We start from the raw sequence: 16,129 nt of genomic DNA, 5'->3' as shown, positions 1-16,129 counted from the left end.
GTACCACAAATACTGTGTTCCACCCTGAACCTGTTGGAGCCAGCTCTCACAGTATTTGTGGGGTACACACATACTGTGTTCCAGCCTGAACCTGTGGGAGCCAGCTCCCACAGTATTTGAGGGGTACACAAATACTGTGTTCCACCCTGAACCTGTTGGAGCCAGCTCTCACAGTATTTGTGGGGTACACACATACTGTGTTCCACCCTGAACCTGTGGGAGCTGGCTTGCCAGCGATGGGGCCGGTCCTGTCACCGCAGAAAATGGATCAGCTATCGGAACGCTGCCCCACCAGACTGTCCACCGACGGCACGCGCGTATCGCTTTCCATCTGCGTGTCATGCTCGATCTGATGACTGAAGCGGTCCAGTGACGCATTGGCTGGCGCCGCATCGCTGGCGAATACCGGCGGACTCAGAATGTAGGCCCCGAGCAAGCGACTGAGCGCCGCGAGGCTGTCGATGTGCGTGCGCTCGTAACCGTGAGTCGCGTCGCAACCGAAGGCGAGCAGGGCGGTGCGGATGTCGTGGCCGGCGGTCACCGCCGAGTGTGCATCGCTGAAGTAGTAGCGGAACAGGTCGCGGCGCACCGGTAGCTCGTTTTCACCGGCCAGACGCAGCAAGTGCCGCGACAGGTGATAGTCGTAGGGCCCGCCGGAATCCTGCATGGCCACGCTCACCGCGTGTTCGCTGGAGTGCTGCCCCGGCGCGACCGGTGCAATGTCGATGCCGACGAACTCGCTGACGTCCCACGGCAATGCCGCCGCCGCGCCGCTGCCGGTTTCCTCGGTGATGGTGAACAGCGGATGACAGTCGATCATCAGTTCCTGGCCGCTGTCGACGATGGCTTTGAGCGATGCCAGCAACGCGGCAACGCCGGCCTTGTCGTCGAGATGGCGGGCGCTGATGTGGCCGCTTTCGGTGAACTCCGGCAGCGGATCGAACGCCACCACATCGCCGACGCTGATGCCCAGCGAATCGCAATCGGCCTTGGTCGCGCAGTAGGCGTCCAGACGCAGTTCGACGTGATCCCAACTGATCGGCATCTCATCCACGGCGGTGTTGAAGGCATGCCCGGAGGCCATCAGCGGCAACACGCTGCCGCGAATCACGCCGTTGTCGGTAAACAGGCTGACGCGACTGCCCTCGGCAAAGCGGCTCGACCAGCAGCCGACTGGGGCGAGGGTCAGGCGACCGTTGTCTTTGACTGCGCGCACAGCGGCGCCGATGGTGTCCAGATGCGCGGAGACGGCGCGGTCGGGGCTGTTTTTCTTGCCCTTGAGCGTGGCGCGAATGGTCCCGCGGCGGGTCATTTCGAAGGGAATGCCGAGTTCTTCAAGACGTTCGGCGACATAGCGCACGATGGTGTCGGTGAACCCGGTGGGGCTGGGAATGGCGAGCATTTCCAGCAGGACTTTTTGCAGGTAGTTGAGATCTGGTTCAGGGATTTGTGTGGTCATGGAAACTCCTGATGGGTTGAGCACATCGATGGTTTCGATGAGAGGAAATTTTGTGTTGCCTGATCGGGCCTCATCGCTGGCAAGCCAGCTCCCACACGTTTCATGGTGCACACAAAAACTGTGGGAGCTGGCTCGCCAGCGATGGCGTCAGCCCGGATAACAGAGATTCAAGAAACCGCCGGCTGACTGTGCGGAAACAACAGATCGACAAAGCGCTCCGCCGTCGGCTGCGGCTCATGGTTGGCCAGCCCTGCGCGTTCATTGGCCTCAATAAACACGTACTCCGGCTGATCCGCCGCCGGCACCATCAGGTCGAGGCCGACCATCGGGATATCCAGCGCCCGCGCCGCCCGCACGGCCGCATCGACCAGGGTCGGATGCAGAATCGCCGTGACATCTTCCAGGGTGCCGCCGGTGTGCAGATTCGCCGTGCGCCGGACGAACAGATGCTCACCGGCCGGCAGAATGCTGCTGTAGTCGTAACCGGCCGCATGCAAAGTGCGCTGGGTTTCATGATCCAGCGGGATTTTGCTTTCGCCGCCCGTAGCGGCTTGCCGACGGCGGCTCTGGGCTTCGATCAGCGCACCAATCGAATGCTGACCATCGCCAATCACTTCCGCCGGACGACGAATCGCTGCCGCCACCACTTCAAAGCCGATCACCAGAATTCGCAGATCGAGCCCTTCATGAAAGCTCTCCAGCAGCACGCGGCTGTCGAACTGCTTCGCCGTTTCGATGGCCTGCTGCACCTCTTCGATGCTTTGCAAATCCACCGCCACGCCTTGGCCCTGTTCACCGTCGAGCGGTTTGACCACCACGCGCTGATGCTCATCGAGAAACGCTAGATTGTCGTCAGCGTTGCCGGCCAATTGTTGCGAGGGCAATTTCAGCCCTGCGGCTTTCAGCGCTTTGTGGGTCAGGCTTTTGTCCTGACACAGGCTCATGCTGATCGCACTGGTCAAATCGCTCAGCGATTCACGGCAACGCACGCGGCGCCCGCCATGGCTGAGGGTGAACAATCCGGCCTCGGCATCATCGACTTGCACGTCGATCCCGCGCCGGTGAGCCTCCTCGACGATGATCCGTGCATAGGGATTGAAATTGGCTTCCGGTCCCGGACCGAGAAACAGCGTCTGATTGATACCGTTCTTGCGCTTGATCGCGAAGGTCGAGAGATTGCGGAAACCAAGCTTGGCGTAGAGGTTTTTCGCCTGCCGGTTGTTGTGCAGCACGGACAGATCCAGATAGCTCAGACCGCGACTCATGAAGTGTTCGATCAGGTGGCGCACCAGCACTTCGCCGACACCGGGACGCGAGCACTGCGGATCAACCGCGAGGCACCACAGGCTGCTGCCGTTTTCCGGATCATTGAAGGCCTTGTGATGATTCAGGCCCATGACGCTGCCAATCACCGCGCCGCTATCGTCATCCTCGGCGAGCCAGTACACCGGGCCGCCCTGATGATGCGGGGTGAGCAGCGTGGCATCGATCGGCAGCATGCCGCGCGCCTGATACAGCTGATTGATCGCCTGCCAGTCCGCCTCGCTTTGCGCACGTCGAATGCGGAAGCCGCGAAACACGCGGGTGGCCTGACGGTAATCGCTGAACCACAGGCGCAGCGTGTCGGACGGATCGAGGAACAATTGCGTCGGTTCAAGACCGAGAATCTGCTGCGGCGCGGCAACGTACAGGGCGATATCACGCTCGCCCGGCTGCTCGTTGAGCAGTTCCTGAGCGAGCGTTGCCGGGTCGGGAAAGGTGTGGCCGATCAGCAACCGGCCCCAGCCGCAATGCACGGCAATCGGGGCGGTCGCAAGTTCGTTGCCGTCTTCGGCCAGACGCGCCTGCAAACGTTCATACGACGGCGTCTGGCCGCGAATCAGGCGTTGGTTGATGGCCGTGGCGTGGGGTTTCATCAATCAGATTCCTTGTTCACTGAGCCACAGGTTCAGGGCTGCCAGTTGCCACAGCTTCGAGCCGCGCAACGGCGTCAGTTGGCCTTGCGGATCAGTCAGCAGTTTGTCGAGCATGGCCGGGTTGAACAGGCCACGATCCTGACTCGGATCGAGCAGCAGTTCGCGCACCCAGTTCAGCGTGTCGCCTTGCAAATGCTTGAGGCCCGGCACCGGGAAGTAACCTTTTTTGCGGTCAATGACTTCACTCGGAATGACCCGGCGTGCCGCTTCTTTCAGCACTTGTTTGCCACCATCCGGGAGTTTGAACTTGCCCGGCACTCGCGCCGACAGTTCGACCAGGCGATAGTCGAGAAACGGTGTGCGCGCTTCCAGGCCCCAGGCCATGGTCATGTTGTCGACGCGTTTGACCGGGTCGTCCACCAGCATCACCGTGCTGTCCAGACGCAAGGCTTTGTCGACTGCCGCCTCGGCGCCGGGTTGTGCGAAATGTTCCTTCACGAAGTCGCCGGCAGCGTCATTGGCGGTCAGCCATTTCGGTTGCACGGTGGCGGCATAGTCGTCGTAGCTGCGGTCGAAAAACGCCTGGCGATACGCCGCGTAAGGATCGGTCGCGCCGTCCACTTGCGGGTACCAGTGATAGCCGGCGAACAACTCGTCGGCGCCCTGGCCGCTCTGCACCACTTTGCAGTGCTTGGCCACCTCGCGAGACAGCAGATAGAACGCGATGCAGTCATGACTGACCATCGGCTCGCTCATCGCGCGGAACGCGGCGGGCAGTTGCTCGATGATCTCTTTCTCGTCGATGCGCAGTTGGTGGTGCTGGGTGCCGTAGTGCTTGGCGATCAGGTCGGAATACTGAAACTCGTCGCCGCGCTCGCCGCCGGCATCCTGAAAACCGATGGAAAAAGTCGACAGGTCTTGCACACCGACTTCACGCAACAGCCCGACCAGCATGCTCGAATCGACACCGCCGGACAGCAACACGCCGACATCCACGGCAGCCCGTTGGCGAATCGCCACGGCTTCGCGGGTACTGTCGAGTACGCGGTCGACCCAGTCTTCGAGGGTCAGATTTTTCTCGTCGTCGTGTGGGCCGTAGGGCAGGGTCCACCAGGTTTTCTGCTCGGTGGTGCCATCGGCTTCAATGCGCATCCAGCTCGCGGGTGGCAGCTTTTCAATACCGGCCAGCAAGGTGCGCGGCGCAGGCACCACGGCGTGAAAGTTCAGGTAATGGTTGAGCGCCACCGGATCGAGGATCGGGTTGATATCGCCACCCTTGAGCAGCGCCGGCAAAGCCGAGGCAAAACGCAAACGCTGGCCGGTGCGCGACAGGTACAACGGCTTCACGCCGAGACGGTCGCGGGCGATGAACAGGCGCTGGGCGTCGCGTTCCCAAATGGCGAAGGCAAACATGCCGTTGAGTTTCGGCAGCAGCGCTTCACCCCAGGCGTGATAACCCTTGAGCAGCACTTCGGTGTCGCCACCGGAATAGAACGCGTAACCGAGCGCTTCGAGCTCGGCGCGCAGTTCCGGGAAGTTGTAGATCGCACCGTTGAAGGCCAGTGACAGGCCCAACTGACTGTCGATCATCGGCTGCGCCGAGCCGTCCGACAGGTCCATGATTTTCAGGCGACGATGGCCCAGGGCAATCGGCCCTTGGGCATGGAAGCCCCAGGCGTCCGGGCCGCGAGGGGCCAGGTGATGGGTAATTCGTTCAACGGCTGCAAGGTCTGCAGGTTGATGATCAAAACGTAACTCGCCAGCTAATCCGCACATAAGGTCCTTACCGGTTTTTCCGTTGGGGAGGGGTCAAACACTACCTCGCCAAAAGGGCGGGTACTCAGAAACTGACCCGCCTCGGTAAGTGGAGTTTTAGAACGATAAGTTATAAGACCGCTGGCAGTGTCGCTGCGGGGAGTGAGCTGACCGGTTCTGCTGCCACTTGGGTTTCAGCCTTTTTTGCTGCTCCGGTGACGGAGCGTTTGTGCTGCAAGTTCCAGCCGCTGCCAGGGGAATAGACCACCGGCGGGCGGTAGGCCGCTTCATTCAGTGGATGACGAATGCGCCAGGCCAAGGGGTTTGGCTCGACTTCATAGACACTGCCAGCAACCCGGATGAAGTGCCGTCCGCTGTAGTTGCGAACTCGCTGATCATCGTCATCGGGATACGCCTGATCCATGATCCGGTTGGCGGCGTGGGCTTTTTGTTCGTATCCGGACAGAGCCCGTTTCCACAGCAAAGCGTTTTTTTGCGGATTGGAATGGTCTTGCAGCTCAAACTTTTTGAAGAAAACAGCTGCCAACTCGCTGGACGAATCGGGGCTTTGGGCATGGGCGCTTTGACTATTGGCCTGCGCAGGGGAGAGTTTTTCCTTCAGGTCCAACAGGGCGTTGAGTCCCTGCAGCTTTTCGCTGAACGTCCAGTCTTCGACACCGATAAACACTTCGCTCAGCAGAGTATCTGGCGTACCGGCGCGGATACGTCTGCTGAAATCGTAGATCAAGGTTTCGGAGAGTGACGGGCGTTGCTGCAATGCGCGATTTTCACGTCGTTTGTCATGCATCGACTGGTTGACCTCGGCGACGGGTACAGCCAGTTGCTTGACGTCGGAGGCGAATTTATCCAGTTGCCGTTTAAACAGGTATTCGAATAGCCCATGACTCAACGGGGCGAAATTTATGTCTTTTGAAAATGACACGACCGCCAGTTTTTCATTGAGGAAATCCTCCTGATCGCTGCTGTTCAGTTGAGAGGCGAATACGTTCCGCAGCGGCGATTGGCCAAGCAAACTGGCGGCCAGACGGATCCGGCAGTTGTCTTCATTGTCGTCCTGGTAAAAACTGCTGCCTTTGTCTTCAGGCACATAAAGGATGTAACGATCCTGAGTGGATTCATGAGTCAGGCGACAGATAATCAGCACAGCATTTACCAGATACTTGCCAAAGAGTTGCACTGAACAAAGTTGGATCGGCGCGTTATTGAAGCACTCACCATTGAATATATCGTCATTGCCCTCGGTAAATTGAGTCAGCATGAATAACTGCGATAGGTGAATGTCTTTACTGAAGTACCGGTTGTAAGCAGCCAGCCTCATATTGAGTTTGCCAAGCCGCATGGCTTGCAACTGGACATCTGGCCCTGCAAATGTTTGCGCAATCAGTTTCTGGTATTGATCACCGAGATCGAGTTTACGACTCAACGCTGCAAACGCCTGCGCGGTAAGTCTTGAGTCTGCGGCGCCTTCGGCGGGTGCATCCTGAGCATCGGATAGCGTTGCGCTATCGGCGGAAAAGTAATCAGCAGCGGCCTCGGTCTCGGTGAAATTGAGCATCGCTCCCCGCAGCAAGGTACAGGCGTGCCTGTCCTTTTCCGAACCTGCCTTGGGTACAAGCTTGATGAGGTCCTGGACCCTGAACCGGGGGCCGTAGGTGGTACGCAACTCGTCTCGAAGTATCCGTCCGCAAAACTTGTTGGGGCTATCCAGTGTGTGCAGCAATGTTTCAAAAAAGGTCTGGAGCGGCAGTGCCTTTTTCAGTTCGGATCGATAGTCGGCAATTCTCGTTTTGTCGGCGTTCGGCAGCTTGTCAGTGAGGAATTTTTCGACAATTTTTGCTTTGTCCCAGTCATTGATCTCATTGAAGACCTGAGTCAGTAAGTTGTCGTTTCTTGGTGGGGCAGGTTGTTGCTCCAATGGCAAAGTCATACAAACACTCTCATCGCGGAAGGAACCCTGATGTTAGGCGCAGTGGCTGCGAAAAAATAACGCCATTAATGAATGGTTTGGTGCGTGAGTTCAGCGAGATTTTGAACGTTTGATATACGTATATACCGCACGCTTATTGGCCGAATATGTCTATTGCATCTGCATTGAAAACTATCGGTTTTTGTATTTCCTGTTTTTGTTTTAAATCGATAAGGTCAATGGCTCATACCTGCAATAAAGGACTATTGCGATGACAACCACCCAGAACAAACCCGAGCTGCGGGCGCCGACGCAGACCGAGATACTCGGCACCTTGCTCGAAGCCACCGGCGATCTGGACAGTGCCGAAACGCTGCAAAAGAGCCTGCCCGAGATACTCCTGAAAAGCTCGATTGCCACACTGGCCGCGCTGGATCAGATCGCGCGTGACCTGCATGCCATTCAGCTCAAGGTTGAAAAGGATCTGCTCCCGCTCAAACCCTTGAACACCTTCTGTATCACCGAATTGACCCTTGCGTTGAAGGGCAAGTGGTCAGCGGTGTTTGATGTTGAACAGGATCTTCTGAGTCTGCCGGGGCCCGATTGCGGTTGTGCGCCGACATCGACCGACGACAAGGGCATTGAAACCGTCCCGCATGCCACCCAGTCCCTGCTGCAAGCCGCCATGCAGAATTTCAGTGAAGACGAGGCGGCCGACGGTTTCCCCGAGGGCAGTCTGGTGCGGGTGAATAGTGCGCCGTCTGGTGTTGAGGGATTGACCCCGGCCGCGTTCGCCAAATTCTGTCGTGAACTGGATCTGGGCAAGCGGTATCAGGAACACCTTCAAAAGGTGTTCAGCATCGTCGAAAGCGACGGCAGGATTACGGCCAGCAGCGGCATGACCCGCGACATCGCCACGATGAAAAAATACCTGCTGCAACTGGATATGCATCTGGCCGGGCTCAGGTCTCACATCACGCCGGAAGGCGTGCGCATGCTGCGACAATTGGCGGCCGCTGACGGCAAGCCCTCCGCACAAACCCTGCGATACGGGCAAAGCCCGATGATCATGCAAGGCATCGAAATCCTCGACAGTTGCATCTGGGGCGTCGTGGTGTTTTCCGCACGGTCGGTCGAGTCGTACCCGGACGAATGGTGCCTTGTGTACATGGCCGGCGAGCCCGAACGGCCGCTGTACGAATACCCCAGTTTTACCGCGTTCAAACAGTACCTCACGCAGAAGCTGAGCGTGAAAAGCTACAAGGACTACTTCACCCACAGTCTCGATGAAGATGACAAGGCAGACTTCTTCAAAACTTTCGCCAGCACCTCCGATATAGGGCACATCCGGCAATTGCCGATCAGCGTGCCGTTGTTCGAATTCATGCTGCAGAGTCATGTCGGCAAGCTGCAGATCGACGCGCGCAAACTGGCCGTGCCGACCGCCGATATCGATGAAGAGGTGCGAGACAAACGCCTGCTCGATTTCCTTGAGCTGGGTGTGACGATTGCGACGGTGGCGGGTTTTTTCGTGCCGGTCGTCGGGCAGTTGATGATGGGCGTCGCGGCCGGGCAACTGCTCGCCGAAGTGTACGAAGGTGTCGAGGATTGGCGCCGGGGCGATCATCAGGAGGCACTCTCGCATCTGTTCAGTGTCGCGGAAAACATCGCCTTGATGGGCCTGTTGGCCGGTGGGCAGAAAGCGGCGGGGTTGCTGGGCAACAAACTGCTCAGTGCTCATCCGGAGTTCTTTGGGCAGTTCACTGCTATTACCAATCCGGCCGGACATCCACGGCTGTGGAAGCCTGACTTCACGATGTATGAGCATCGACTGCCGGAGGGGTTCACGGTGGCCGCCGATTCCGAAGAAATGTACGAGATCAGGGGCAAGATGGTCGGTCGCGTCGACCATCGGATCGTCTCCGGCTTCGTCGATGCGCAGACCCGGCGCTGGCGTCTCGACCATCCGCAGCGCCCGCAAGCCTATGCCCCTGAGCTGGAGCGCCATGTCGAGGGTGGCTGGCGATTGGCGAGCGAACATCCCGAGCTGGGGACCAGCACGCCCTATACCCTCAAGCGCATGGACCCGCATCTGAGCGAGTTCGTCGACAGCGATCTGGACATGATGCGCCGACTCAGCGGCGTTACCGAGGATGAGTTGCAGCGTGCCTTTATCGACAACCTCGCGTTGCCTGTTCGGTTGCGCGATACCGTGGAACGAGTGCGCATCGAGCGGCAGTTGCGCCAGCTCATCCGCGAGCTGGGCTTGGGTGAAATCCACTCGGATCAGCCAGTGCAGGAACAACTGCACGGTTTACCGAAGTTGTCAGGTTGGCCGACGGACCGTTACATCGAAGTCCAAGATAGCGAAGGAGCCGTCAGTGCCAGGTATCCCGCGCCCAGCACCCCTGACGACACACTCAGTGTGGTGGTCAGCGAGGATGAGCTGGATTCCGGGCAATTGCTGCAAACGGTGATCGACGGCCTGTATCAAAAGGAGGTTGATACGTTGCTGGGCAGCAAGGCGAATGCCGAAGGCGAAAGTCATGCACTGGCGAAGAAGCTGGGCGCGGCACTCAAGGCTGATCGTCGTGCGGTGTTCGAGCGCATGTATCAGCGCTATGAACAGAGTGAGGTCGACGAGGTGAAGAAGTTGCGCAGCGTGTTTGCCGACATTCCTGCGCGTTACGCTCAGCAGTTGATCGAACAGGCGTCGAGCGTCGAGCGTGTGCATTTGCGCGCGACCGGGCGGGTGCCCCTGGGGCTGGCGCAGAAAGTCTGTGATGCCAGCGCCGCTGTGCGCCTGGATCGGGCGTTGAGCGGGTTTCACCTGCCGCGGATTGCCAATCCGGATAACGAAAAACTCGCCATCCAGTTGCTGCCCCGTTTGAGTGGTTGGGATCCGGCTCTGCGTCTGACCGTGCGGGAGAAGTCACTGACCGGACCAATACTGGAAGCCATCGGCGAGACGACGGCGACCCCCTCGAATACCTGCACGCTGGTCAAATCCAGTGACGGTTATGAGGTATTCGCCGGCGACGAAATATCTCTCGGATGCGTGGCGGCGGGCCCGGACAGCCTCTACACCGCGATCCTCAAGGCTCTGTCGCCGCGCCAGCGTCTGGCCGCCGGTTTTCCCGATCCTGTTGACGCCGACAGTGCACGGCTGCGCAGCAAGCTGCTCGATGTGGCACTGGATGAGCGTGAAGCCAGTGCGCGGATTCTGACCGATGGCAAGCCTGAACCTCTGGTCGCTGAGCCTGCCTGCCTTCAGGCCGATCAAGCACTGGCAGCGACGAGCCATCCCCGGACGTTACTGCGCAAGGTCAAAAAGCTCTATCCACGGTTTTCCGAGACGCAGGCCAGTGAGTTTATTGACGGCCTGGGAACTGACTCGCTGACCCGCGCAACCCAGGTCAGAACGTTGCGCCGCGACCTTGAACACTTGCGCGAGGTGCTGGATAAATGGAGCGAGGACAAGGACGCCATCAAAGCGGTGGGCGGCGATTCGGCTGAAGTGCAGCACAGTCGCAAGTGGGCCGCCGAGCAGATCGAGAACAGCTTTCGACGGATTCTGCTGACTACCGATGAGAGTGGAAAATCAGTCTGCACCTTGAATCTGGACGGCATGCGGGTCGGCAAACTGCCAACGTTACCCTCCGGATTGAATTTCGATCACATACAACAGTTGTCGCTGAAGAATATGGCGCAGGACGACGACCTCGTGTATTTCCTCAAGGCCTTCAAGCAGGTCGAATACCTTGAACTCGACAGCAATACTCTGACCCGGCTACCTGAAGTGCTGTCGCACATGCCCAAGCTTGCCCGGTTGAGCCTGGCCGGCAACCAGATCAAGCTGACCGAACACACCCTGGCCAAACTGAGCCAATTGCGGACACTGCGCCGCCTGAACCTGAGCGGTAATCCGCTGGGCGTGACCCCGGACGTGAGCAAACTGTTTGACTTGCGTGCCTTGGCCCTGAACGACACCCGCGCCACCGAATTGCCCAAAGGCCTTGCACGCCTGCCGTATCTGGATTGGGTCGATTTGCGCGGTAACGAGATCAAGGACCTGCCGGCGTGGCTGTTCAAGGCTCCGAAACATTTCACTCAGGCACTCAATCTGCGTGGCAATCCGTTGTCGCTGAGCAGCCGCACCCATCTGGCCGACTATCGAAAAAACATCGGCATCGGCATGGGCTATCTGGAAGACGACATCGCCCGCCTCGATGAGCAGCAGGCGCGCTCGTTGTGGTTCAAGGATGGGGCTGGCGCGGATTGGGGGCGGCGTAACCGGATCTGGACGGCCTTCAAGGATGATCCGAGGGCCGAGGGCTTGTTTCATCTGCTCGCGGAACTGGGTAATACGGCCGACTCTGAAAAGGTGAGTGAGGACATGCATCGACGAGTCTGGTCGGTGCTTGAAACGGCCGAACCCGATGTGATCCTGAGTGAGCAGGTGCTGAACCTGGCCGCCAACCCGATCAACTGCACCGACAGTGCAGCCATGAACTTCAGTCATCTCGAAGTCGCGGTGGAAGTCAACAGAGTGACGCGAATTGCGAGCGGCCAAAGCAGCAGCGCGAAACCGCTGCTCATGCTTGGCCGAGGTCTGTTCCGGCTGGATCAGCTTGATCGGATTGCGCTTAAGCATGCCAGCCAAAATCCGGCGGCTGATCAGCTGGAAGTGAACCTCGCCTATCGCATTGGCTTGGCCGATGCGCTCAATCTGCCGGGGCAGCCACGGCATATGAAGTTTGCCGTGTTGGGCGGAGTGACCGCGGCGGATCTGGAAACGGCTACAAACACGGTCAAAGCGGCGGAGCTGTCTTCCGAATGGCTGACGTTCATGCAGCGTCAACCATTCTGGGGTGACTACCTCAAGCGCACGTTTGCACGAAAATTCACCGCCATTGATGAGAAATTCGCGCCGCAGATGAACACGGTTTTCGAACAGGCAACCCAACTGACCACGGCGGATTATCTGAGCCAGATGGATGCCATACAGTCAAAGCGAGAGAAGGCGGTACAAGCCGAACTCTCACGCCTGACCGACGATGCGATACGCCTCGTCGATCTGGGCATCTGTGCGTTGCCCGATGCGTGAAATCTACCTGCCGCGAATCAGCTGGCGCAGCGCGAAACGGTTCGGATGACAGGCCTCCGCCACGCTTCTTGGCAGCGGCAACGGCTCGTTGTCCAGCCAGGCGGCGAGCAGTTCGCCGGACAATGGCGCGGTAATCAGGCCGCGCGAGCCATGGCCACTGTTGACGTATAAACCGTCGAGCCATGGGCAGGCGATGTCCGGCACTTGCCGGGCATCCTTGCTCAGCGCGGCATAGGCTTGAATGAACGCTTCGCGGTCGGCAAGGGGGCCGACGATCGGCAGGTAGTCCGGGCTGGTGCAACGGAAGGCCGCTCGGCCCTGGAGGTCTTCAGGCGCCTGTTGAGCGATTTGCAGACGCGCCACCAGATCGCAGGAAATCTCCTCGAGCATGGCCAGATTGCCCAAGTGTTCGGCGATGGTCGGAGTCAGTTCGTTGCTGTTGAAATCGAAGCTGGCGCCCAGGGTGTGTTCGCCCAAGCGTGCGGGTGCGACGTAACCTTCGGCGCACACCACCGTGGCCAGTGTCTGGCTGTGTTCAGTCTGCGCCAGCCGGGTGATCTGTCCGCGAATGCGCTTGAGTGGCAGCTCGGCGCTTTGCGCAAAACGCTTGATCTCGGCAGCGCCGGCCAATACCACGACCGGCGCGCTGGCGAGCAGACGGTCGCCGTCGAAGGCCTGCCACTGGTCATCGACCTTGCGCAGATCAAGCACTTCGCGATGGCTGAGCAGTTCGACATTCGTTTGCGCGGCTTGCGCCTGACACAACGCGGGTGGATGCACCCAACCGCCTTCGGGATAGTACAAACCGCCGTGGGCCACACCGACTCCTGCGCGGGCCTGTGCCTCGGGCTGGTCGAGCCACTGCAGCAGGTCTGGCGGGAATGCTTCTGCCAATTGCGCGTGGCGCTCGGCTTCCTTGGCGTTGAACGCCAGTTGCAGCACGCCGCAATCGTCCCAGTCGCTGCCGCGTTGCAGGGTTTCCAGCAGGCGTCGGGTGTAGCCGAAGCCGCTGACAATCAGTTGCGACAACGCCGTGCCATGGGCTGACAGTTTCAGGTACAGCACGCCTTGCGGGTTGCCGGACGCTTCTTGCGCAACGGCTGCGTGGCGCTCCAGCAAACTCACTTGCCAGCCGCGTGCCGCAAGGCTGGCTGCCGTGGCGCAACCGGCCAGACCGGCGCCGATCACCAGCGCCCGCCGGTCACCGTTCAGCGGTGCAGGGCGCGCGAACCAGGGTTTTTCCGCTGGCGGCGGGGCGACGTCCTCGGGCCAGCCGAGGAATTCGCCACGGAGAATTTCCCATTTGTGGCCGATGCCCGGCGTGCGTTTCATCTTGAACCCGGCGGCGTTGAGCAAACGCCGCACCCAGCCGGTGCTGGTAAAGGTGCTGATGGTCGAGCCGGGTGCCGCCAGGCGGGCCAGTTCGACGAACAGTTCGGCGGTCCACATGTCGGGGTTCTTCGCCGGGGCAAAGCCGTCGAGGAACCACGCGTCGATTTGCGCGTCCAGCTGCGGCAACTGCTCCAAGGCATCACCGATCAACAGCGTCAGCGTCACTCGACCGTTGGCCAGGGTGATGCGCTGGAAGCCTTGATGGATGGCCACGTAATGCTTGAGCAATTGATCGGCGAGCGGTTTCAGCGCCGGCCATAACGCCAGTGCGCGTTGCAGGTCGGCAGGGCTCAACGGGTACTTTTCGACACTGACAAAATGCAGTCGCGCACTGGCCGTCGCGTGTTGTTCAAACAGTTGCCAGGCACAGAGGAAATTCAACCCGGTGCCGAATCCTGTTTCACCGATGACCAGTCGCCCGCCCGCCGGCAATGCCGCAAAGCGCTCGGCCAGACGGTTCTGTTCAAGGAACACATAACGGGTTTCCTCCAGCCCCGACTGGTCGGAAAAATACACGTCATCGAACACTCGCGAACGCGGGCGTCCCTGGTCATCCCAGTCGAGTTGGGCGTGGGGCATTACAGGTTTCATGGCAGGCTCGGCAGCAACAAGGCCGCCATTCTAGCCGATCGCGCTGGGGCTGCTTGATCCATGGCAAGGCTTGGGTTTGCAAGCTCAAGGACAATGGGTGATTCAAGACCTGAACCGATAACCCTGTGGCGAGGGGATTTATCCCCGATGGGCAGCGAAGCGGCCCCAAAACCATTCAACCCTGCTGCCTCAGTCAAACCGCGTCTAATGGCTTTACGACTGCTACGCAGCCGGTCGGGGATAAATCCCCTCACCACAAGGGTTTCCATGCACGTCAGGTTTGGCACGCAATTCAAGGGTTGCCATTGCGCACAAAATCAGGGGAATTTCTCCTCCTTGCCCGTGCCCAATCCGCTAGTCTTGCTGAACCCTGGAAGGAGCCGTCCCATGTTTGAATCCGCTGAAATCGGTCACGCCATCGACAAAGACACTTATGAGGCTGCCGTCCCGGCACTGCGTGAAGCACTGCTGGAAGCGCAGTTCGAGTTGCAGCAGCAGAAGCGCTTCCCGGTGATCATTTTGATCAACGGTATCGAGGGCGCGGGCAAGGGCGAGACGGTCAAATTGCTCAACGAGTGGATGGACCCGCGCCTGATCGAGGTGCGCACTTTCGATCAGCAGACCGACGAAGAACTGGCGCGGCCACCGGCCTGGCGCTACTGGCGGATGCTGCCGGCCAAGGGGCGGATGGGGATTTTCTTCGGCAACTGGTACAGCCAGATGCTCCAGGGCCGGGTGCACGGATTGTTCAAGGACCCGCGCCTGGATCAAGCGATCAATGCGGCCGAGCGCCTGGAAAAAATGCTCTGCGATGAAGGCGCGCTGATCTTCAAGTTCTGGTTCCACCTGTCCAAGAAACAGATGAAGGCGCGGCTCAAGGCCCTCGCTGACGACCCGTTGCACAGCTGGCGCATCAGCCCGCTGGACTGGCAGCAATCGGAGACTTACGACAAGTTCGTCAAGTACGGCGAGCGCGTGCTGCGCCGGACCAGTCGCGACTACGCGCCGTGGCACATTATCGAAGGCGTGGATGCGCATTACCGCAGTCTGGCGGTCGGCAAGATTCTGCTTGAGGGTTTGCAGAACGCCCTGAAGCGTCCGGACGTGCATCCCCACGATGTCAGTGCTGCGCCATTGGGCACGGCGGTTGATCAGTTGAACCTGCTCGACAGCCTTGATCTGACCCAGCGTCTGGACAAGAAAGACTACGAAGAGCAACTGATCACCGAGCAGGCGCGGCTGTCCGGGCTGATGCGTGACAAACGCATGCGCCGCCACGCCTTGGTCGCCGTCTTCGAAGGTAATGATGCGGCAGGCAAGGGTGGGGCGATTCGCCGGGTGGCGGCGGCGCTCGATCCGCGTCAGTACAGCATCGTGCCGATTGCCGCGCCGACCGAAGAGGAGCGGGCGCAACCGTACCTGTGGCGGTTCTGGCGGCATATTCCGGCGCGGGGCAAGTTCACCGTGTTTGACCGTTCCTGGTATGGCCGGGTGCTGGTGGAACGGGTCGAAGGCTTTTGCAGCACCGCCGACTGGATGCGTGCCTACGGCGAGATCAATGACTTCGAGGAGCAGGTCGCCGACGCTGGGGTGATCGTGGTCAAGTTCTGGCTGGCCATCGACAAGGACACGCAAATGGAGCGTTTCCAGGAGCGCGAGGAAATCCCGTTCAAGCGCTTCAAGATCACCGAAGACGACTGGCGTAACCGCGACAAGTGGGACGATTACCGCGCCGCCGTTGGCGACATGGTCGACCGCACCAGCACCGAGATCTCGCCATGGACGCTGATTGAGGCCAACGACAAGCGCTGGGCCCGGGTCAAGGTCTTGCGCACGATCAACCGGGCTCTGGAAGAGGCGTTCGAAAAGTCCGACAAGAAGGCCAAAAAGCACAAGGACTGAGCCGATGAACACGCATACGCGGGGTGAATGATTGTCGCGGTCGGTAATCGGGTGGACTTATGCTCAGGTCCACTCTCAAC

Annotated in this window: 7 protein-coding genes; 2 read left to right on the top strand and 5 right to left on the bottom strand. The window is 59.6% G+C overall.

Translation table 11 applies throughout. The features are described from left to right. Window positions 1-268: 268 nt before the first annotated feature. The 4 genes from ACVVH8_RS21450 to ACVVH8_RS21435 all read right to left on the bottom strand — a co-directional run bounded on the left by ACVVH8_RS21450 (window position 269) and on the right by ACVVH8_RS21435 (window position 7,078). Complete coding sequence (locus ACVVH8_RS21450; protein WP_475226235.1) at window positions 269-1,459, bottom strand: osmoprotectant NAGGN system M42 family peptidase; 1,191 nt, start codon at window positions 1,457-1,459, stop codon at window positions 269-271. Window positions 1,460-1,626: 167 nt separating this feature from the next. Further along, a complete protein-coding gene (gene ngg, locus ACVVH8_RS21445; protein WP_103305650.1) occupies window positions 1,627-3,375 on the bottom strand; it encodes an N-acetylglutaminylglutamine synthetase in 1,749 nt (582 codons plus the stop codon). Window positions 3,376-3,378: 3 nt separating this feature from the next. Then, window positions 3,379-5,151: an N-acetylglutaminylglutamine amidotransferase gene (locus tag ACVVH8_RS21440; protein ID WP_103305651.1), complete on the bottom strand. Its 1,773-nt coding sequence runs from the start codon at window positions 5,149-5,151 to the stop codon at window positions 3,379-3,381. 109 nt (window positions 5,152-5,260) lie between these two features. Next, window positions 5,261-7,078 (bottom strand): dermonecrotic toxin domain-containing protein, encoded by a 1,818-nt coding sequence (locus ACVVH8_RS21435; protein ID WP_475226233.1) that lies wholly within the window; start codon window positions 7,076-7,078, stop codon window positions 5,261-5,263. A 250-nt stretch (window positions 7,079-7,328) separates the two neighbouring features. Here ACVVH8_RS21435 and ACVVH8_RS21430 point away from each other — a divergent pair, with 250 nt between their 5' ends. Beyond that, window positions 7,329-12,164, top strand: a complete 4,836-nt coding sequence (locus ACVVH8_RS21430) for an NEL-type E3 ubiquitin ligase domain-containing protein (protein WP_475226230.1) — start codon at window positions 7,329-7,331, stop codon at window positions 12,162-12,164. 3 nt (window positions 12,165-12,167) lie between these two features. On the opposite strand, the gene mnmC is transcribed toward ACVVH8_RS21430, so the two are convergent. Further along, window positions 12,168-14,147 carry a bifunctional tRNA (5-methylaminomethyl-2-thiouridine)(34)-methyltransferase MnmC2/FAD-dependent 5-carboxymethylaminomethyl-2-thiouridine(34) oxidoreductase MnmC1 gene (gene mnmC / locus ACVVH8_RS21425; RefSeq protein WP_475226228.1) on the bottom strand — a complete coding sequence of 660 codons (1,980 nt, stop codon included), beginning with the start codon at window positions 14,145-14,147 and terminating at the stop codon, window positions 12,168-12,170. A 387-nt stretch (window positions 14,148-14,534) separates the two neighbouring features. Between mnmC and pap the strand changes: the two genes are divergently transcribed. Further along, window positions 14,535-16,049 carry a polyphosphate:AMP phosphotransferase gene (gene pap, locus ACVVH8_RS21420; RefSeq protein ID WP_213026243.1) on the top strand — a complete coding sequence of 505 codons (1,515 nt, stop codon included), beginning with the start codon at window positions 14,535-14,537 and terminating at the stop codon, window positions 16,047-16,049. Window positions 16,050-16,129: the final 80 nt, after the last annotated feature.

The sequence above is a fragment of the Pseudomonas trutticola BRTCR10 genome, from assembly GCF_056155105.1.
The sequence above is the reverse complement of the archived record's forward strand: the minus strand, read 5'-3'. Positions and strand labels throughout refer to the sequence as shown.

Excerpts from the sequence above, each read along its gene's own strand:
- mnmC (WP_475226228.1), bottom strand. The coding sequence starts at position 14,147 with ATGAAACCTGTAATGCCCCACGCCCAACTCGACTGGGATGACCAGGGA.
- ngg (WP_103305650.1), bottom strand. The coding sequence starts at position 3,375 with ATGAAACCCCACGCCACGGCCATCAACCAACGCCTGATTCGCGGCCAG.
- ACVVH8_RS21435 (WP_475226233.1), bottom strand. The coding sequence starts at position 7,078 with ATGACTTTGCCATTGGAGCAACAACCTGCCCCACCAAGAAACGACAAC.
- ACVVH8_RS21440 (WP_103305651.1), bottom strand. The coding sequence starts at position 5,151 with ATGTGCGGATTAGCTGGCGAGTTACGTTTTGATCATCAACCTGCAGAC.
- pap (WP_213026243.1), top strand. The coding sequence starts at position 14,535 with ATGTTTGAATCCGCTGAAATCGGTCACGCCATCGACAAAGACACTTAT.
- ACVVH8_RS21430 (WP_475226230.1), top strand. The coding sequence starts at position 7,329 with ATGACAACCACCCAGAACAAACCCGAGCTGCGGGCGCCGACGCAGACC.
- ACVVH8_RS21450 (WP_475226235.1), bottom strand. The coding sequence starts at position 1,459 with ATGACCACACAAATCCCTGAACCAGATCTCAACTACCTGCAAAAAGTC.